At 68.4% G+C, this 18,098-nt stretch carries 15 protein-coding genes; 7 read left to right on the forward strand and 8 right to left on the reverse strand.

Annotated features, from left to right (window positions below; all coding sequences use genetic code 11):
* Positions 1 to 10 precede the first annotated feature (10 nt).
* From EDF50_RS09760 to EDF50_RS09770, 3 genes are all read left to right on the forward strand, one after another.
* Positions 11 to 1,183 (forward strand): glycosyl hydrolase family 8, encoded by a 1,173-nt coding sequence (locus EDF50_RS09760; protein ID WP_123519321.1) that lies wholly within the window; start codon positions 11 to 13, stop codon positions 1,181 to 1,183.
* Positions 1,180 to 1,857, forward strand: coding sequence for a class F sortase (locus EDF50_RS09765; protein WP_123519414.1), 678 nt, complete (start codon positions 1,180 to 1,182; stop codon positions 1,855 to 1,857). The genes EDF50_RS09760 and EDF50_RS09765 overlap by 4 nt, the downstream gene beginning before the upstream one ends.
* Positions 1,858 to 1,944: 87 nt before the next feature.
* Positions 1,945 to 2,751 carry a polyprenol monophosphomannose synthase gene (locus tag EDF50_RS09770; RefSeq protein WP_123519415.1) on the forward strand — a complete coding sequence of 269 codons (807 nt, stop codon included), beginning with the start codon at positions 1,945 to 1,947 and terminating at the stop codon, positions 2,749 to 2,751.
* 79 nt (positions 2,752 to 2,830) lie between these two features.
* On the opposite strand, the gene treZ is transcribed toward EDF50_RS09770, so the two are convergent.
* The 4 genes from treZ to EDF50_RS09790 form a co-directional block, all read right to left on the reverse strand.
* The gene (treZ, locus tag EDF50_RS09775) at positions 2,831 to 4,603 is read right to left on the reverse strand and encodes a malto-oligosyltrehalose trehalohydrolase (RefSeq protein WP_123519322.1); all 1,773 of its coding nucleotides are present in this window, start codon (positions 4,601 to 4,603) and stop codon (positions 2,831 to 2,833) included.
* Positions 4,604 to 4,738: 135 nt separating this feature from the next.
* On the reverse strand, positions 4,739 to 7,114 hold the full coding sequence (gene treY / locus EDF50_RS09780) for a malto-oligosyltrehalose synthase (protein WP_123519416.1): 2,376 nt from the start codon (positions 7,112 to 7,114) through the stop codon (positions 4,739 to 4,741).
* Positions 7,115 to 7,131: 17 nt separating this feature from the next.
* Complete coding sequence (gene glgX, locus EDF50_RS09785) at positions 7,132 to 9,330, reverse strand: glycogen debranching protein GlgX (protein WP_123519323.1); 2,199 nt, start codon at positions 9,328 to 9,330, stop codon at positions 7,132 to 7,134.
* A 174-nt stretch (positions 9,331 to 9,504) separates the two neighbouring features.
* Positions 9,505 to 11,100 carry a S8 family serine peptidase gene (locus EDF50_RS09790; protein WP_123519324.1) on the reverse strand — a complete coding sequence of 532 codons (1,596 nt, stop codon included), beginning with the start codon at positions 11,098 to 11,100 and terminating at the stop codon, positions 9,505 to 9,507.
* A 295-nt stretch (positions 11,101 to 11,395) separates the two neighbouring features.
* Between EDF50_RS09790 and EDF50_RS09795 the strand changes: the two genes are divergently transcribed.
* Together EDF50_RS09795 and EDF50_RS09800 are read left to right on the forward strand one after the other, a co-directional pair.
* Positions 11,396 to 12,355, forward strand: a complete 960-nt coding sequence (locus EDF50_RS09795; protein ID WP_123519325.1) for an NAD(P)-dependent oxidoreductase — start codon at positions 11,396 to 11,398, stop codon at positions 12,353 to 12,355.
* A gap of 171 nt (positions 12,356 to 12,526) precedes the next feature.
* The gene (locus EDF50_RS09800; RefSeq protein WP_123519326.1) at positions 12,527 to 13,093 is read left to right on the forward strand and encodes a recombinase family protein; all 567 of its coding nucleotides are present in this window, start codon (positions 12,527 to 12,529) and stop codon (positions 13,091 to 13,093) included.
* A 30-nt stretch (positions 13,094 to 13,123) separates the two neighbouring features.
* On the opposite strand, the gene EDF50_RS09805 is transcribed toward EDF50_RS09800, so the two are convergent.
* The 3 genes from EDF50_RS09805 to EDF50_RS16655 form a co-directional block, all read right to left on the reverse strand.
* Positions 13,124 to 13,972: a DUF4062 domain-containing protein gene (locus EDF50_RS09805; RefSeq protein WP_123519327.1), complete on the reverse strand. Its 849-nt coding sequence runs from the start codon at positions 13,970 to 13,972 to the stop codon at positions 13,124 to 13,126.
* Between the two features lie 223 nt (positions 13,973 to 14,195).
* Positions 14,196 to 15,692, reverse strand: a complete 1,497-nt coding sequence (locus tag EDF50_RS09810; protein ID WP_123519328.1) for a P-loop ATPase, Sll1717 family — start codon at positions 15,690 to 15,692, stop codon at positions 14,196 to 14,198.
* A gap of 88 nt (positions 15,693 to 15,780) precedes the next feature.
* Positions 15,781 to 16,038: a hypothetical protein gene (locus EDF50_RS16655; protein ID WP_123519329.1), complete on the reverse strand. Its 258-nt coding sequence runs from the start codon at positions 16,036 to 16,038 to the stop codon at positions 15,781 to 15,783.
* A 348-nt stretch (positions 16,039 to 16,386) separates the two neighbouring features.
* On the opposite strand from EDF50_RS16655, the gene EDF50_RS09820 reads away from it, so the two are divergent.
* Together EDF50_RS09820 and EDF50_RS16440 are read left to right on the forward strand one after the other, a co-directional pair.
* A complete protein-coding gene (locus EDF50_RS09820; protein ID WP_148076805.1) occupies positions 16,387 to 16,959 on the forward strand; it encodes a hypothetical protein in 573 nt (190 codons plus the stop codon).
* Positions 16,960 to 17,023: 64 nt separating this feature from the next.
* A complete protein-coding gene (locus EDF50_RS16440; RefSeq protein ID WP_148076806.1) occupies positions 17,024 to 17,212 on the forward strand; it encodes a hypothetical protein in 189 nt (62 codons plus the stop codon).
* Between the two features lie 125 nt (positions 17,213 to 17,337).
* Here EDF50_RS16440 and EDF50_RS09825 read toward each other — a convergent pair whose 3' ends face one another.
* Positions 17,338 to 17,670: a hypothetical protein gene (locus EDF50_RS09825; RefSeq protein ID WP_123519331.1), complete on the reverse strand. Its 333-nt coding sequence runs from the start codon at positions 17,668 to 17,670 to the stop codon at positions 17,338 to 17,340.
* Between the last annotated feature and the right edge of the window lie 428 nt (positions 17,671 to 18,098).

Raw genomic sequence — 18,098 nt, forward strand, 5'->3', positions numbered from 1 at the left:
AGAGAACGACATGACGAAGAAGACGAAGGCGCTGCTCGCAGCGGCCGTCGTGGTGGCGCTCGCCGTCACCGCCGGCATCGCCTCCCTCGTCGTCGGAGGGTCCAGCGGCCCGTCGACGGACCAGGCAGGCGGCGCGGACGCGACCGGCACCCCCGGCGCGGGCACCGCGACCCCCCAGCCCCGAACCGCCACCGAGATCGGAGAGGACTTCCTCGCCGACTACGTCGACGACGACGGTCGCGTCGTCCGACGCGACCAGGGCGACGACACCGTCAGCGAGGGACAGGCCTACGGCATGCTCGTCGCGGTCGCCGTGGGCGACGAGAAACGGTTCGACGCCATCTGGACCTGGACGAAGGACGAACTCGTCCGCCCCGACGGCCTGCTCGCCTGGCAGTGGAAGGACGGCGCGGTCGTGGACGACATGCCGGCCAGCGACGCCGACGTCGACGCCGCGCGGGCCCTGGTGCTCGCCGGCTCCACGTTCGACCGCCCCGACCTCACGACCGACGGCGTCGACCTCGGCACCGACGTGCTCGACGAGATGACGGTCGCGACCGACGTCGGCCGCATCCTGTTGCCCGGTCCGTGGGCCATGGGCCCCGGCCCCTGGTCGTACAACCCCTCGTACGCGTCGCCCGCCACCTTCGCGCAGCTCGGCGAGGCCAGCGGCGATCCCCGATGGGCCGAGCTCGAGACCGGCTCGCGAGCCGTGACCACGACCATCCTCGCCTCGACGGCCCTGCCGAGCGACTGGGCCCAGGTGCGTCAGGACGGGACGACCGTCCCGCTGCCGAGCGCCGACGGCTCGTCGGGCAGCGTCCAGTACAGCTACGACGCCGGTCGGCTCGCCCTGCGCTACGCCGAATCCTGCCAAGCGGACGACGTGGCCCTCGCCGCGTCGATGGCCACCGTGCTGCAGCGGTACGACGAGTTGCCGATGCAGCTCGACCTCGGCGGTCAGTCGGTCGGCTCGGACCAGAGCCCCCTCGCCTACGCCGCCCGCGCGGCGGCCGAGGCCAGCGACGGTCAGCACGACCGGGCCGCCGCCGACCTCAAGACCGCCGACGCCCTCTCGCAGTCGACCCCGACCTACTACGGTGCCGCCTGGGCCGCCCTGGCGGCCCTGCAGCTCGAGGGCACGAGCCTCGGCGCGTGCTCGCCCCTGGCGGTGGCCGGATGAGCCTGGCGACCTTCGTGGCCGGCCATCGTGCCGCCGTCCTCGCCGCCGGCGCCGCCCTGGTTCTCATCGCCGGCGGGGTGACCGTTGCCGCGGTCGCCGCCCAGCCCGACGACACGGGCACCTCGGCCGCGGCCACACCGTCGGCCACCGCGACGCCGGACCCCGCGAGCGGCTCGGCCGGGGCCTTCCAGGACCCTGCGGCACCGTCGTACACCGCACCCCCGGCCGATGCGACGCCCGTCCGCGTGCAGATCCCGTCCATCGGGGTCGACTCGGGCCTCGAGGACCTCGGGCTCGGGGCGCAGGGCGAGCTCGACCCACCGAAGGAGTGGCAATCGGCCGGGTGGTACCAGGACGGCGTCGTCCCCGGCGCGGTCGGACCGGCCGTCATCGCAGGGCACGTCGACTCGGGCTCCGGCCCGGCGGTCTTCGTCGACCTGGCGAAGCTCGTGCCCGGCGACGAGGTGCAGGTCACGCTGTCCACCGGCTCGGTCGAGACCTTCCGCGTCACCGGCAGCGAGCGCACCCCGAAGGCGACGTTCCCGACGAGCGACGTCTACGGTGCCAGCCCGACCCCCGGCCTCCGGTTGATCACCTGTGACGGCACCTTCGACCGCTCCACCGGGCACTACGTCGACAACCTCATCGTGTTCGCCGATCTCGTGACCTCGTGACCTCGTGACCTCGTGACCTCGTGACCTCGTGACCTCGTGACCGACAGCGACAGCTCCGACTCCCACCCGACGGGAAAGGACCCCACCATGAACGACGCCCTCGTCATCATCCCGACCTTCAACGAGCGCGAGAACCTCGACTGGATCGTGGGCCGCACCCTGGCCTCCGGTGCCTCGGTCGACGTGCTCGTCGTCGACGACGGCTCGCCCGACGGCACGGGCGAGCTCGCCGACGCCTACGCCGACCGGGACCCCCGCGTCCACGTGATGCACCGCACCGAGAAGGCCGGCCTCGGCGCCGCCTACCTGGCGGGCTTCGCCTGGGGGCTCGAGCGCGGCTACGACGCCCTGGTCGAGATGGACGCCGACGGCTCGCACCACCCCGAGTACCTGCCCGGCATGCTCGAGCTGCTGCGCGAGAACGACCTGGTGCTCGGCTCCCGCTGGGTGCCCGGCGGTGCCGTCGAGAACTGGCCGCTGCGCCGGAAGCTGCTGAGCCGGGGCGGGAGCTGGTACACGCGCGGCGCCCTGGGCATCCGGGTGGCCGACACGACCGGCGGGTTCCGGGTGTTCCGGTCGTCGGCGTTGCGCCGGATCGACCTCGACCTCGTCGAGTCGCGTGGCTACTGCTTCCAGGTCGACCTGCTCTGGCGCGCGCTTCAGGCGGGCCTGCGGGTCGTCGAGACTCCGATCACGTTCACCGAGCGCATCCACGGCGCCTCGAAGATGAGCGGCTCGATCGTCAGGGAGTCGCTGACCAAGGTGACCCTGTGGGGTCTGCGCCGACGGTCCCGCGCCGTCGTCGAGTTGGTCGTGCGACGCCGTCGCCTGCCGAGCGTCCGCGCCACCTCGCACCGGGTCGGGCCCGTGCGGGGCGGCGTGTCCGCGCGCTAGCAGGCAGGCGGCACGCGCGCGCCCGGAGTGGTCAGCCCCGGGCGCGCGTCACCGGCGAGAACTCCGCCGGGCACTCGGATCAGCGGACGATCGCGACGGAGTGCGCCGGGAGGAGCAGGCTCGCACCCGGGACGATCGACTCGTGGCTCGCGAACAGCACGGTCTCGGCGACCACCGCGACCCGCGCCTCCTGGTCGGCGAGGTTGATCGCGATCCGCAGGTCGCCACGCGTCAGCACGAGCCAGCGGGCGTCGCCGTCGTACTCGACGCCGGTCCGGCCGAAGCGCGGGTCGGTCAGGGCGGGCTCGCTGCGCCTGAGGGCGCCGAGGCGACGGTAAGCGTCGAGCAGCACCGCGTGACGGCCGGTCTCGAGCTCGGACCAGTCGAGCTTGCTGTTCTCGAACGTCGAGGGCTCTTGCGGGTCGGGCACCGACGACTCGTCCCAGCCCATCTTCGCGAACTCCTCGATGCGGCCTTTCGCCGTCGCCTCGCCGAGATCGTGCTCGGGGTGCGAGGTGAAGAACTGCCACGGGGTCGAGGCGCCCCACTCCTCACCCATGAAGAGCATCGGCGTGTACGGGCCGGCCAGGGTCAGCGTCGCGGCGATGATCAGCTGCCCGTCGTCGAGGGTCGCGGCCAGGCGGTCGCCGATCGCACGGTTGCCGATCTGGTCGTGGTTCTGGTTGGCCACGACGAGGCGCCAGGTCGGCATGTGCTCGGTATCGACCGGGTACCCGTGCGTCGCCTCGCGGAAAGACGACCAGGTGCCGTCGTGGAAGAAGCCCTTGGTGAGCACCTTGGCGAGGGCGCCGAGCGGCTCGAAGTCGGCGTAGTAGCCGGTCGTCTCGCCGGTCAGGGCGACGTGCACGGCGTGGTGGAAGTCGTCGCTCCACTGCGCGTCGAGGCCGTAGCCCTGGCGGTGGTCGGGGCCGAAGCCGCCGCCGTCGCGCGGCGTGATCAGTCGCGGGTCGTTCAGGTCGCTCTCGGCGATCAGCGAGAGCGGGCGGCGCAGGTGGCTGCCGAGGGCCGCGGTGCGCTCGGCGAGCTCCTGCAGCAGGTGGACGTCGCTGTCGTCCTTGAGCGCGTGGACGGCGTCGAGGCGCAGGCCGTCGACGTGGTAGTCGTCGAGCCACATGGCCGTGTTGTCGAGGATGAACTCGCGCACCTCGTGGGCGCCGTCGTCGTCGAGGTTGACGTTGTCGCCCCACGTGTTGGCGTGCTTGCTCGACAGGTACGGGCCGAACAGCGGCAGGTAGTTGCCCGACGGGCCGAGGTGGTTGTAGACGACGTCCTGCACGACGCCGAGGCCGGACGCGTGCGCGGCGTCCACGAAGCGCTGGTAGGCCTCGGGGCCGCCGTAGTTGTCGGTCACGGTGAACCAGTCGACGCCGTCGTAGCCCCAGTTCCAGCGGCCGTTGACGCCGTTGACCGGCAGCAGCTCGACCAGGTCGACGCCGAGGCCGACGAGGTGGGGCAGCTTCTCGATCGCCGAGTCGAGCGTGCCCTCGGGCGTGAAGGTGCCGACGTGCAGCTCGTAGACGACCGAGCCGGCCAGCTGGCGCCCGGTCCACCCGTCGTCGGTCCACGCGAAGGCGCCCGGGTCGTAGGTCTCGCTGAGGCCGTGCACGCCGTCGGGCTGCCGACGCGAGCGAGGGTCGGGCAACGGGGTCTCGTCGGCGGGGGAGTCGCCACCGTCGAGCACGAAGCCGTAGCGGTGACCCGGGCCCCGGTCGAGGTCGGCGGGGGCGCGCCACCAGCCGGTGTCGGGCTCGGCCGCCAGCGGCAGCAGCTCGCCGTCGAGGTGCAGGTGCACGGTGGTCGCTTTCGGGGCCCAGACGTCGTAGACGCTCATCGGTCTCCTCGGGTTCTCGTGGTCGGGTGGCCTGGACGTCACGACCTGCCGCCCACCTGTGGAGGTGGGCGGCATGCCATGACGGCTCGCTCGGGGCGACGGTAGTCGGACGTTTCGACGCGCGACCCGGCGGGGTCAGTCCTCTGCGGGGATCAGCAGGGCGACGGGGTACGTGTCGAGCACCTCGGCCAGGCGGAGGCGACCGCCCTCGTGCCGACGGCCGGTGAGCACGTCGCGGTACGCGCCTCCTGCGGTCAGGACGACGGTGTCGTCCCAGCCGCCGGCCTGCTCGAGCGCGACGGGCAGGCGGGTCGCGATCGCGAGTGCCCCGCCCCGGTCGACGGCGACGGCCGACGCGGCCTGCTCGCCGAAGACCGGCAGCGCGGCGTACCGCGTGAACAGGTCGGGGCGGTCGCGGCGCAGCGTCAGGGCGTGATGCGTGACGACGAGCTTGGCGGCACCGGTGTCGTCGATCGCGGGCGTCGCGCCTCCGCGGACCTCGTCGAGGAGGCGCCGGCGGAGCTCGAAGTCGACCTCGCGTCGGTTGTCGGGGTCGACGAGCGAGAAGTCCCACAGCTCGCCGCCCTGGTAGACGTCGGGGCTGCCGGGGCCCGTCAGCTGCATCAGCGCGACGCCGAGCGAGTTGCTGTAGCCGGGCGCGCGGAGGACGTCGACGATGCGCTCGACCTCGTGACGCACCTCGTCGTCGTCGAAGGCGGCGTCGACCGCGGCGTGCAGGCGCTCCTCGAAGGCCTCGGCCTCGTCGGTGCGGTCCGTCCAGGTGGTCGACGTGCTCGCCTCGCGGGACGCCTTCTCGGCGTAGGCGTGCAGGCGCTCACGCGATGCGGGCCACGAGCCGACGATCGTCTGCCAGAGGATGTTCTCGAACGGGCCGTCGCCGACCGGGGCGAGCTCGCGCAGGCGCTCGAGGGTCGCCGCCCACTCGGTGGCGACCTCGGCCAGCACCGAGATGCGGGCACGGACGTCGGAGCTGCGCTTCGTGTCGTGGGTGGACAGGGTCGTCATGCCGAACGGACGCTCGGCGAGGCGGACCTGCTGACGAGCGTGGAACTCGTCGGGCGTCAGCGAGAACTCACTCGGGTCGGCGCCCACCTCGGTCAGCGTCGCCAGGCGGCTGTAGCGGTAGAAGGCGGTGTCCTCGACGCCCTTGGCCATGACCATGCCGCTCGTCTGCTGGAAGCGCACCGAGGCCGGGTGCGATGCGTCGCGCAGGACCGCGACGACGCGCTCGACGGAGTCGGCGAGGTCGGGGCGGTGGGCCGCGGCGACCTCGGCGGCCTCGGACAACGCGTCGGCGCCCTGCGGCAGGTAGCTGCGGTACACCGGGAAGGCCGCGGTGAGCTCGGCCAGCGCGTCGACCACGGACGGGTCGACGGTGTCGCCGCCGGCGATCAGCCGGGCGAGGCGGTTGATCTCGCTGCCCAGGATGCCGTCGGCGATGCCGCGCTTCGTGCCGAGGATCATCTCGTGCCAGTCGACGGGCTCGTCGCCGGTGGTCTCGTCGGCCCCGGCGGCGCGCTCGTCGGCGTCGACCCCACGGGCTCGGCGCAGGCGCGCGTCGAGGGCGTCGAGGGCCGGTGCCCCGTTCGGGTCGACGAAGAGGCGGTCGAGGTCGGCGAGGGCGTCGTACCCCGTGGTGCCGGCCGTCGCCCAGTCCTCGGGCAGGCGTTCGTCGCCTTCGAGGATCTTCTCCACGAGGACGTGCGCGTCACCGGTCAGGGCGGCGAGCAGGTCGAGGTAGCCCTTGGGGTCGGCCAGGCCGTCCGGGTGGTCGACGCGCAGGCCGTCGACGAGTCCCTCGGAGAACCAGCGGCCGATCTCGGCGTGCGACTCGGCGAAGACCCCTTCGTCTTCGACGCGGATGCCCGCGAGGGTGTTGACGGCGAAGAAGCGGCGGTAGTTGAGGTCGGTGTCGGCCCGCTTCCAGTGCACCAGCTCGTAGTGCTGGCGCGAGTGCACCGTGGCGGCGTCGTCACCGGGCGAGCTCGTGCCCGGGGCGATCGGGTAGACGTTGTCGTAGTAGTGCAGTTCGTCGCCGTCGACCGTGAGGCCCTCGATCGACCCGTCCGCGGCGGCGGGCTCGCCGAGCACCGGCAGCAGCACCTTGTCGCCGCCCGCGGCCCAGTCGACGTCGAACGCGTCGGCGTAGCGGGACGCGCGGCCGTGGGTCAGGAGGTCCCACCACCAGACGCTCGCCTTCGGGGTCGCCACCCCGACGTGGTTCGGCACGATGTCGACCAGGACGCCGAGGCCCTCGGCGTGGGCTCGGGTCGAGAGCTCGTCGAGCCCCTCGGCACCGCCACGCTCGGGGTCGACCTGGCTGTGGTCGACGACGTCGTAACCGTGGTCGCTGCCCGGCTCGGCGGCGAGGATCGGCGACAGGTAGACCCAGTCGGCGCCGAGGTCGCGCAGGTACGGCACCAGTTCGGCGGCCGCGTCCAGTTCGAAGGAGGCGCGCACCTGCAGGCGGTACGTCGAGCGCGGGTGCATGGTCGGTTCGTGTCGGGTCACAGTTCTTCCTCGGCCGTGGCACGCAGGACGACGAGCGAGCGACCCACCACGGGGAGTCGGTCGCCGGCCCGCAGGGCCGCGGGGGCCTGCGGGGTCGAGGGCGGTTGGGGGGTGGTGGCGGCACGGGTGGCCGTCGGGGTGCGCGGAGCGGCGCTCGCGGGCGGCGGGGGAGCGGTCACGGTGCTGTCGACGACGACCTCCCAGCCCTGGGCGTACTCGTCCGGCGGCAGGACGAACGTGACCGTGTCGGCGCTGGCGTTGAAGTAGAGGACGAAGTTGACGTCGGTGATGCGGCCGCCTCGGGCGTCGCGCCCCCGGATGCCGTTGCCGTTGAGGAACATGCCGATCGCCTTGGCGTAGGACTCGTTCCACTCGCCCTCTTGCATGGCGTCGCCCTCGGTGGTCAACCAGACGATGTCGGGCAGGGGCTCGCCCTCGCCGCGGGTCACGGGACGGCCGTTGAAGTACCGCTGGCGGCGGAAGGTCGGGTGGTCGTGTCGCAGCTTGATGACCTCGGCGACGAACTCGATGAGGTCGCGGTCGGCGTTCGGCCAGTCGACCCAGCTGATGGCGTTGTCCTGCGCGTAGGTGTTGTTGTTGCCGCCCTGGGTGCGGCCCAACTCGTCGCCGTGCAGCAGCATCGGCACGCCCTGGCTGAGCAGCAGGGTCGCGAGGAAGCTGCGTTGGCGCTGCTCGCGCAGGGCGCGGATCTCGCCGTCCTCTGTCTCGCCCTCGACGCCGGAGTTCCACGAGCGGTTGTGGCTCTCGCCGTCGTTGCCGTCCTCGCCGTTGGCGTCGTTGCGCTTCTCGTTGTAGCTGACCAGGTCGCGCATCGTGAAGCCGTCGTGCGCCGTGACGAAGTTGATGCTCGCGACCGGGCGTCGGCCGTCGCGCTCGTAGAGGTCGGCCGAGCCGGTGATGCGGCTGGCGAACTCGCCCAGGGTCGAGGGCTCGCCGCGCCAGAAGTCGCGCACCGTGTCGCGGTACTTGCCGTTCCACTCGGTCCACTGCGGGGGGAAGTTGCCGACCTGGTAGCCACCGGGGCCGACGTCCCACGGCTCGGCGATCAGCTTGACCTGCGAGACGATGGGATCTTGCTGCACGAGCTCGAAGAAGGTCGAGAGGCGGTCGACCTCGTAGAACTCCCGGGCGAGCGAGGCCGCGAGGTCGAAGCGGAAACCGTCGACGTGCATCTCGGTCACCCAGTACCGCAGGCTGTCCATGATCAGCTGCAGCGAGTGCGGGTGGCGCACGTTGAGGCTGTTGCCGGTGCCCGTGTAGTCCATGTAGTGCTGCTGGTCGTTGTCCATCAGCCGGTAGTACGCCGCGTTGTCGATGCCCTTGAACGACAGGGTCGGGCCCAGGTGGTTGCCCTCGGCGGTGTGGTTGTAGACGACGTCGATGATGACCTCGATGCCGGCCTCGTGCAACACCCGCACCATCGTCTTGAACTCCTGCACCTGCTGGCCGATGTCGCCGGTGGCCGAGTAGGCGGCGTGCGGGGCGAAGAAGCCGATGGTGTTGTAGCCCCAGTAGTTGCTGAGGCCCTTCTCGAGCAGCGTGTTGTCTTGCACGAACTGGTGCACCGGCATCAGCTCGAGGGTCGTGATGCCGAGCTTCTTCAGGTGGTCGATGATGGCCGGGTTGGCGACACCGGCGTAGGTGCCGCGTTCTTCTTCGGGGATGTCGGGGTGCGTCTCGGTGAGGCCCTTGACGTGGGCCTCGTAGATGACGGTCTCGTCGTAGCTGTACTTGGGGGCGCGGTCGCCCTGCCAGTCGAAGAACGGGTTGATGACGACGCCCAGCATCATGTGCGGGCCGCTGTCCTTGTCGTTGCGTGAGTCGGGGTCGCCGAAGGTGTAAGCGAAGAGCGCCTCGTCCCAGTCGATCTCGCCGCAGGTGGCCTTGGCGTAGGGGTCGAGCAGCAGCTTGTTCGGGTTGGCGCGTACGCCCTTCGCGGGGTCGTACTCGCCGTGCACGCGGTAGCCGTAGCGCTGGCCGGGCTGCACGGTGGGCAGGTAGGCGTGCCAGACGTAGGCGTCGACCTCGGTGAACTCGACCCTCGTCTCGGTGCCGTCGTCGTCGAAGAGACACAACTCGACCTTGCTGGCGGCTTCGCTGAAGATCGCGAAGTTGGTGCCGCTGCCGTCGTAGGTCGCGCCGAGGGGGTAGGGGTTGCCGGGCCAGGTGTGCATCGAACCTCCGATTGGGACTCGCTCAGCCTAGAGGCGAACCGGCGCCCCGTCCGCGCGGGGACGGGGCGCCCGCCGGGCCGCCGGGGCCGGGTGGACGCCCCGTCGGGGGCCGTGCTCGCTACGCGGCGCTCGCTACGCGGCGCCCGCTACGCGGCGCTCGTCACGCGGCACCCGTCACTTCGTGACGGCCGCGAGGGCGTCGACGATCCCTTCGCCGAACCAGCCGTTGTCGGCCGGCGTACCCGTGCACGTCGTGGTGCCGGTGGGGCAGGGGGTGTCGGTCGCCTGCCGTTCGAGCAACCCGGTGAGGGCCGTGCCCGTGAGACGCGGGTGGGTCGACTTCAGCAGGGCCAGCACGCCCGCGACGTGAGGCGAGGCCATCGAGGTGCCGGACTTGGTCCCGTAGCCGCCGCCGGTCACGGTCGACAGGATCGCCGAGCCGGGGGCCGCGACGTCGACGACGCCCTCGCCGTAGTTCGAGAAGCCCGACTTCGCCCCCGCCGAGGTGGTCGACGACACGGTCACGACGCCGTCGAGCTCGGTCGGGATGTCCAGGCAGCGCGAGTCGATCGGTCGCGGGACCGGCGTGGTGTCGTTCGGGCTGTCGGTGTCGACCGTCTTGTTCGCGAGGTCGATCGAGGAGTTGCCCGCCGCCGCCACGTTGACGATGCCCTTCTTCTGGGTGAACTGCACCGCGCGGTCGACGGCGGTCAGCACGGCCGCCTGGTCGGGGTCCGAGCCGCACCAGAACTGCCAAGGGTCGACGTAGTAGCTGTTGTTCGTGATGTCGGCACCGGTCGCGGCGGCCTGCATGAAACCGCAGATGGCGGCTTCGGGGTAGATGAAGCCGTCGTCGCTGACGACCTTGACGGCCGAGATCGTCACACCGGGGGCGACGCCCACGATGCCGACGCCGTTGCGGGCCGCCGCGATCGTGCCGGCCACGTGGGTGCCGTGGTCACTCGTCGTGGGCTGCCAAGAGGTGTAGTTCGAGTCGGGTGTCCCGGTCAGGCAGCTCGCCGAGGCGGCCACGTCGATGTTGGGCTGCAGGTCGGGGTGGTCGCCTTCGATGCCCGAGTCGAGCACGGCCACGAGCACGTCGCGGCTGCCGTCGGTGACCTGGTGCGCCTGGTCGGCCTTGATCGCGGTGAGGTCCCATTGCTGGGCCTCGAGGGGGTCGGCGACGACGGTCGTGGCCTCCTCGAGTCGCTGCTCGGGCGAGGTCGCTGCCTTCGGCCCGCCGGGGTGTCCCGGTCCGCCGGGTTTGCCGGGAGCGCCCGGGTGGCCGGGCCTGACGGGCTTGCCCGGGCCAGGGGTGGTCGTGCCGACTCCGTAGGTCGGGTCGGTCTCGGCGACGGCGGCGGTGCGGGTGGCACCGGCCGACGCCACGGCCTTGTCGCCGCGCACCGAGGCCGCGAAGTTCGTGTTGCTCGACTGCGCTACGATCACGCCGAGGTCGGCGTACGCGGCGATGACGCTGCCGCCGGCCGCTGCGACCGCGCGTTCGACCTGCTTGGTCGCGCCCGGGTTCGCCTTGGCCGCGTTGACGACGTAGTTCATCACCGGGCCCTCGACGACCGGCAGCGTCGGGGCGGGGCCCGGCTTGCCCGGTGCAGCCGGTGCACCGGGTGCGGCCGGTGCGGACGCGGGAGGGGCGGCGACGGCGGCTCCGGAGCCCACGGCGACGAGTCCCAGGGTCAGGGACGCCGCGAGGCAGACGGTCGTCACGCGGCGGCGGGTGCCGCGGGCGCGGGGGTCGGTGAAGGTCATGGTTCTCCTCGTCGGGTCGCGCGTGCCGGGACGGGACGCGCGGAGCGGGTGGCTCGTCGCGGGCCGTGCCCGGTGATCCGACGAGCCGCCGTGCTCCTCATGGGAAGTCTGAAGAATCCGTGGCCCGAGCACAGTGGGCACTTGGGGGGACGCCCGATGACCCCCATGCGGGGTACACGGTCGAGAGCGGCGCCGGGTAGCGTCGGGGAATGTCCTCCGATGCCGTGCGCAGCGCCGCCACCCCTCGTCCCCGTCGTCCGCTCCGGGCCCGCCCGATCGTCTCCGGGGTGGCGTCGTGAAGATCGTCGTCATCGGGTCCACCGGCCACGTGGGCGGTTTCCTCGTCCCTCGACTGGTCGAGGCCGGCCACGAGGTGGTCGCCGTCAGTCGCGGGGCCTCCGAGCCGTACCGACCGCACGCGGCGTGGTCACGCGTCACGCGCCTCCTGCTCGATCGCGAGGCGGGCGACGCCGACGGCACGTTCGCGAGCGAGATCGCCGGGCTCGGGGCCGACGTCGTGATCGACATGATCTGCTTCACGGTCGCGTCGGCCCGACAGATGGTCGACGCCCTGCAGGGTACGGGCACCGTGTTGGTGCACTGCGGCACGGTCTGGGTGCACGGCCCGTCACGCGAAGTTCCGATCACCGAAGAGGCCGAGCGCACCCCCTTCGGCGAGTACGGCACCCAGAAGGCCGCGATCGAAGAGATGTTGTTGCGTGAGTCGCGGCGCCCCGGCGGGGTGCAGAGCGTCGTGTTGCATCCGGGGCACATCACCGGCCCGGGCTGGCCGATGATCAACGCGGTGGGCAACCTCGACCTGTCCGTCTGGGAGGCCCTTGCCGCCGGCCGCGAGATCGCGATGCCGGGCCTCGGCCTCGAGACCGTCCACCACGTGCACGCGGACGACGTCGCGCAGGCGTTCCAGCTCGCCGCCGAGCGGCACTCGCAGGTCGTCGGCGAGGCGTTCCACATCGTCAGCGAGCGGGCCATCACGCTGCGCGGGCTCGCCGAGGCGATCGCCCGGCACGTCGGTCAGGAGGCGCGGCTGCGGTTCGTCTCGTGGGCCGAGTTCCGAGACCAGACGTCCGAGGAGCATGCCGACGCGTCCTGGCAGCATGCGTCGCGCAGTCACTCCATGAGCATCGACAAGGCACGACGCCTGCTCGGCTACGCGCCGCGCTACACCTCGGTTCAGGCCGTCGTCGAGGGCCTCAAGTGGCTCGAGGCCGACGGGCAACTGACGTTGAGGTGACCTTCGTGCGCGCCGCTCGGGAAGGGGCGTCCGGTGGGCGGTCGTTCATCGGGACACTTTCTCGGACCTGTCTCGGCCGGCTGAGGTCAAGTGGCGCCTGGCCTGCGGATTCGCGTATGCCTGTCCCGCAAAAATGCCCGGTGACGGGGGTCTAAACGCTACAGTCGTCAGATGCTCATCGGATACGCCCGCATGTCGACCTCGGGACAGGACCTCGCAGCACAGCGCGACGGTCTTGCAGCACTCGGTGTTGACGATCAACACGTCCATGTTGACCACGGGCTGTCGGGGACGACTCGAGCGCGTCCTGGCCTCCGCGAGGCCCTCGCTGCCTGTCGTACCGGCGACGTCCTGGTCGTGACGAAGCTCGACCGCCTCGCCCGATCGCTGCGTGATGCGACGGACATCGCGGACGAGCTGACGAAAAAGGGCGTGGCCTTGAATCTCGGGGGAGCGGTCTATGACCCGACCGACCCGGTAGGCCGGCTCCTGTTCAACGTCCTCGGCATAGTGGCCGAGTTCGAAGCCGACTTGATCCGTGCCCGAACACGGGAAGGCATGGCGATCGCCAAGGCCGCAGGCAAGCTCCGAGGCCGGAAACCCAAGCTGACTGCCTCGCAGGAAAAGCACCTCGTGCAGCTGCACCGCACCGGCGCCCACACGACCAGCGAGATCGCGGAGCTCTTCGGTGTCGCCCGCTCGACGGTCTACCGAGCCATCCAGTGTGCAGGAGTGTGATGATTCGCGGGAAAGAAAGCCGCGGCCGCACTAGATCGAGAAGATCTTCTCTCGTTTCTCGCCCTGTTCCTCCCATCGAACAACGATGACGGGGTCATCTGACTGCATTGTGAGCATGTACGGAAAGCGGCGTGCTTGCCCAGCGTGGACAGTCGTTGGGGCGTCTGGGCCGGCTAGAAAAACGCCCTGTGATGTGGCTTCGACTGTCACGCTCTGGGCATCGACGGTTCCGCGGTTGATAAGTTCAACCCAGCGACGGGTCTCATGCTTCAGTCGCCCGCGGCTATCCGTCTTGGGAATGGACTCCTGGCCCGGCTGGGCAAGAAAATCGACTGCTGTTTTCTCCGCAGTGGTGCCGCCTGGGATTCCGGCTATGTCCAACTGGACGAGGTCGTGCTCAATCGCTTGCCAGACGTGCGCTGTTAGTTCCTCAGGGCTCCGGAACGAGCCGTACAGGCCACGTTGCTGCATCTCGTTTTTAAACTTCGCCAATGCTTTGAGTTGATCGGGATCGACGTCGTTCGGGTGAGGAGCTTCCGAAAAGTAGAGGTGAACGGGTTTTCCAGATCCCTGTGCCGCTTCGATCTCCTCGGCCGTCCCCGAGACGGACTCAGCCGTGACGGCACCGAGTCGGCTGCCGAACAACGCCACCACGATGTCCGATTTTTCCACAAGCTGAGAGTTGATGAGCGCCTGGGGGTGCTTACCGAGCATGGGGACCGAACTGGTCTCCCACCGAAGGGGGACGAGGACTATGTTCCGATTTGCCGTGTTGGCTTCATTCCAGCGGGTGACGGCCTGGTGAACCTGCTCTCGCTCGGTAGGGATGTCGGCAGGAGAGGCGATCATGATGAACAGTGCGGTCGCAAGCTGGGCCATAGTCTGAGGATATATCCGCTTCACAGCGTGATGAGTCGTCTGTGGCAATAAGGAGAGGCCTAGGCCGACTGAATGGTCATGGAGTCGCGCTTCACCGGAGGCGTGTCGGTGCGTCGTTGGGCCATCGCGCACCGGCCAACGCGCGACTTGCGGAGTCTGAAGCGCCACAACCGCACGAAGATGCTACGACGAGCGCGATGGAACTTGGCACCTTGCGCTGACTTCATGCTGAAAAGGGGATGTTCCACGCGTGGCAGAGGGCGTTGTGCAGGATGAAGCTTCCGTGTAGGTAAAGCTGGGCGTCGTCTCGGCGATGATAAAACTGCATGTAGCTGCCACCGCGAATCTGGACTTCATTGCCGATCGCTCCAGCGAAGAACAGCAACTTGAGGAGTCGGTTGACGACGGTCGCCTCAGTAACTCCGAGCGTCTCGAGCTGGCTTGCAAAGGCTGCACGGTCGAACCGTTGGCGCTGGAGGGTCTGAAGGGTGTCTAAGGCCTTGCTGGCTTCGTCGGGTCCGAACTCATAGCCTGCGAACTCGTTACGGATTGCACCGGGGAAGTAGCGTGTCGCGTATTGCAACACCCCCTCTCGGATGACGTCTTGCCGGAGCTGGTGTTGGCTGGCTGGGAAAATCTGGGACGCTTCGACGTCGCGGATCGCGTCCAACAGCCGGAGAAGATCCCGGGGTGTGTGGCGGGTGAAGTTCAGGAGGTACTGCAGGCGGTTGATGGTGCGGTGGCTCTTCCCGTGCAGCTCGATGTTTTTCGGGAAGTAGTCAAGGACGTCAACTCGCTCGACTTCCAGAGCTTTGGCCGCTTTCCCGTTGACCAGGCGAATGAGGGGAGCGTTGGCGCCCGCTGCCCCGGAAAGGACACGCCAGTCGAGCTCAACGGAGAAGTCGTCGCGCATCTTCTGGGAGTCGGGCAGGGTCAGAGACACTCTGTTGAAGACATCGTTCCGCAGAAGTAAAACAATTGTGCCGGTGGCGCCCGTGTTGGCGAGGCGCTGATTGATCGAGTAAGCCGCTTGCACTAGTGATGCGAGGCTCTCGTCGTACTTTTCGTCGTTAAGGAAGATGGAGTCGAGGCCATCGAGCATGAGCAGGTGCCGGTTCCCGGAGCGGGCATTCGCCGCCCACTCTTCGAGGTAGGGCAGCAGCGAGAAAATGTTCAGCTTTGATCTCGACTCGCGGCGGTAGACCGTGCCGAGCTTCGGGATTGGGATCTCGATGGTGGTGTTCGACACATTCAGGATCGCCCGGCCGGTCGTGTCGCCGAGAAGCCCGTACTGGCGTAGCAGCCGAGTGACACGGGTGACCTCCGCACGGTTCGGGAGGTCGCAGGACTGGTCCTCGAGTAGGAGGGACAGGTAGTTGCAGAGCAGGATGAACTTCCATGCGGAGACCGTCCGGTCGGTGCCGGCGGGTTGGCCGGTGTCCAAGCGGGGAATGTCCGCCAGTGGCAACTCAGAAGCGTCGCGGACGACACAGAGGTAGTTGTTGCCATGCTGGGACTCGTGGAGGTACCACGCGAGGGCAGATTTTCCGGTGCCCTTCGGGCCGAGAACCAAAGTCTTTTCGCCGGACACGACGGCATCTGTGATCCGGTTGAGATCCACGAAACTTCGGACGAAATCGTCACGACCGCCCGACAGCTCGTTCTTCGAGTCGCTCTTCCCAAAGTAGAGGTCTGCAAAGCGAGGAGTCGTCAGCGTCATATCCGGATCGTACCGTTGGGCACGGACTCCGACCGCCGGAACCGCATGCGCGAATACGAGTCTTCTTGACTGCCTGATAGCCGATTGTTCACTGACTCGGCGTGTCCATGGGCTTGTCGTCTTCGTCCTCAGGCTCGAAGCCGCGGTCAAAGACGTTGTCGGCTCGGTGCCAGACCTGAATCCCGATCGTGAAGACCAACACGGGCAGCGCGCCGGCCAGGCGAAGTAGCCAGGGCAGATCAGGGGCGACCAAGTTGGCCACGAGGGGACCGATGACAAGCAAGACTGCCGTAATAATGATCCCGGAGGCCAGCCGCTTCCGCCGCTGCGCCGCAGGAGTTTGCATGGCTCAGTGTGCAACGAATCGGCGTTCATTGCGCGCACGTGTATTTCGCGCCGCAAGTGCCCGATAGGGGATCGTCTGCCGGCACGAAGTTCAGTCGTCGCCCTCGGTTTTGTGCGAGGGGCCCGAATTGATCGAAAGGCCTCGGAACATGAAGAGAGAGCTAGCGACACTTCTCACGCTGATCGCCGTGCTCACCCAAGGTGTCGAGTGGTCGAGCACGAATGCGTCGGGTCCACGGCCGACTCGGGGAAGCGGCCAAGGTGGATTCTTCGTCGTAAGCCCTCGCCACGCGGGTGGTTCCACGCCTACGGGCGGTACGTGGGGGAGGTGCCGGCTTACGGTCAGTGGATGACCAAGGAAGAGCATGCAACGGGTGGCAAGATCGTGGGGCCCTCTTCGCAGGTGATGATGATCCCCTTTTCCGTTTTCGGCGGACTTCTTGCCGCGTTTGCAGCTTTGGGAGACGGTGTCACTGGCGTCACATTTGGCGTGTCCGTGACTCTTGCTGCTGTTGCTGTGGTGTCCGCGATCCTGGGGTGGCGAAGAGCCAAGTCCGTCGAGGCTCTGATGCCGTTCATCTATTGGAGCAGTGCCGACTATCCCTTCTCGCAGCTCGACCCGGACAGGCGACGACTCCTGGTCCGACAAATGTTCGGACGGGAACCGGTGACAGCTGAGAGCGCGGAGTTAGTCCGTTTCCTGATTCGCCGTAAGCGGCGTCGTGCGACCGCGCTGATGCCGTCGCTTTTAGCTATGTTTCTCATCCTGGCCGCGCTGGCGATCGCAGCTGGCTATCCGGGGTGGGGTTTGCTTGGAGCAGTTCTCCTACTCGCGGTCTTGGTCACGGCAACCCAGTACGAGAAGCGACGCGAGGACCGAGTGCTTAGGCTCACGGACGAGGCCAACCTAGATAGGGAGTGATGTACTCCGAAGCCGACTCTCGCAACTTTGCAAGCTGTTCTTTTTCATCGACAAGGAGCGATTGATGTCGTCCAAGATGCCTCGCTGGCGAAAGCGCATGGGTGTGGCCACGATCTTCTACGCGCTCGGCGCCACGCTGTTCATTGTCAACGTGTTCATTGACCTGCCCAAGGCGCTGAGTCTTCTGGGCGTGGCGCTCATCGCGATCGGCCTTTACTTCAACATTCGCGTTATGGCTGAGATGCGTCGCTGACGGCCGTCACTTGAAGGGACTATTTCCAAGGGCAGGTGCATCGTCCCGTTGAGGGATCGACGAGCGGGCGTTCTGCCGATTGGCAATGTCGCGAGGGGGCGGACCCGTCACCGGCTACGGCACCATCAAGCTGTCGCGGCATAAGTCATTAGGGCGGAGGCGAGCAGAATGAGAGCGCCGAGCATGACTAATGCACCGAGAACAAGGATGGCGATCCCTCGTGGGTTGGCTCGATCGCGAAGCAACCAGATACCGATTGATGAGGCCAAGAGGAGTAGGCCCGCGAGGAACGGGTAAGCACGAAGGGTCCCGGCGCCGAGGGCGTAGTTGCAGTTGCCCGTGCGGGGGATACACGCGGCGAATGCCATGGAACCGATGGCCACGGCGTACCAGCCGACGAACGCAAGAGGGACACCAAGCAGGACGATTCCCACGATTGCTGAGAAGACGACGCTCATCGGAGATCCCACGCTTCTGCGTTCATTGCTCACTGATCAATCGTGTCACGTCAGGTCACGTCGCGTAGTCGCCGCTGCTTGCCCGATAGACGATCGATAGGCGGACGAAGATCCGCGAACATGCCTCGGGCCTTGATGTTCCGTGAAGGAGTCAGGGGGCGAGCTGCCTCGGATGTGGCACGACGAGTTGCCCGCCTGAGAGGGCCAGAGCCACGACCAGGCCGACGGCAGATGTTCCTACGACGACAGATAGCACCAAGAGCACCCTCACACTCAGTCGCGTGCTGGCCCCGCTCATCACCGCTGCAAGTAGTGCGAGGCCCGAGAGATGTGCGAAGACCAGAGGTGCGAGCATGAAAGGAATGGAGGGGCCCAGAGAGCCTGAGCCTGCGGTTCCCCTGGAAGCTTCATCCGATGCGAGCCATATC

It is taken from the genome of Frigoribacterium sp. PhB24, from assembly GCF_003755185.1.
GTDB lineage: Bacteria > Actinomycetota > Actinomycetes > Actinomycetales > Microbacteriaceae > Frigoribacterium.

Excerpts from the sequence above, each read along its gene's own strand:
- treY (WP_123519416.1), bottom strand. The coding sequence starts at position 7,114 with ATGCACCCGCGCTCGACGTACCGCCTGCAGGTGCGCGCCTCCTTCGAA.
- glgX (WP_123519323.1), bottom strand. The coding sequence starts at position 9,330 with ATGCACACCTGGCCCGGCAACCCCTACCCCCTCGGCGCGACCTACGAC.
- EDF50_RS09800 (WP_123519326.1), top strand. The coding sequence starts at position 12,527 with ATGCTCATCGGATACGCCCGCATGTCGACCTCGGGACAGGACCTCGCA.
- treZ (WP_123519322.1), bottom strand. The coding sequence starts at position 4,603 with ATGAGCGTCTACGACGTCTGGGCCCCGAAAGCGACCACCGTGCACCTG.
- EDF50_RS09810 (WP_123519328.1), bottom strand. The coding sequence starts at position 15,692 with ATGACGCTGACGACTCCTCGCTTTGCAGACCTCTACTTTGGGAAGAGC.
- EDF50_RS09770 (WP_123519415.1), top strand. The coding sequence starts at position 1,945 with ATGAACGACGCCCTCGTCATCATCCCGACCTTCAACGAGCGCGAGAAC.
- EDF50_RS09790 (WP_123519324.1), bottom strand. The coding sequence starts at position 11,100 with ATGACCTTCACCGACCCCCGCGCCCGCGGCACCCGCCGCCGCGTGACG.
- EDF50_RS16655 (WP_123519329.1), bottom strand. The coding sequence starts at position 16,038 with ATGCAAACTCCTGCGGCGCAGCGGCGGAAGCGGCTGGCCTCCGGGATC.
- EDF50_RS09820 (WP_148076805.1), top strand. The coding sequence starts at position 16,387 with ATGACCAAGGAAGAGCATGCAACGGGTGGCAAGATCGTGGGGCCCTCT.
- EDF50_RS16440 (WP_148076806.1), top strand. The coding sequence starts at position 17,024 with ATGTCGTCCAAGATGCCTCGCTGGCGAAAGCGCATGGGTGTGGCCACG.
- EDF50_RS09760 (WP_123519321.1), top strand. The coding sequence starts at position 11 with ATGACGAAGAAGACGAAGGCGCTGCTCGCAGCGGCCGTCGTGGTGGCG.
- EDF50_RS09805 (WP_123519327.1), bottom strand. The coding sequence starts at position 13,972 with ATGGCCCAGCTTGCGACCGCACTGTTCATCATGATCGCCTCTCCTGCC.
- EDF50_RS09825 (WP_123519331.1), bottom strand. The coding sequence starts at position 17,670 with ATGAGCGTCGTCTTCTCAGCAATCGTGGGAATCGTCCTGCTTGGTGTC.
- EDF50_RS09765 (WP_123519414.1), top strand. The coding sequence starts at position 1,180 with ATGAGCCTGGCGACCTTCGTGGCCGGCCATCGTGCCGCCGTCCTCGCC.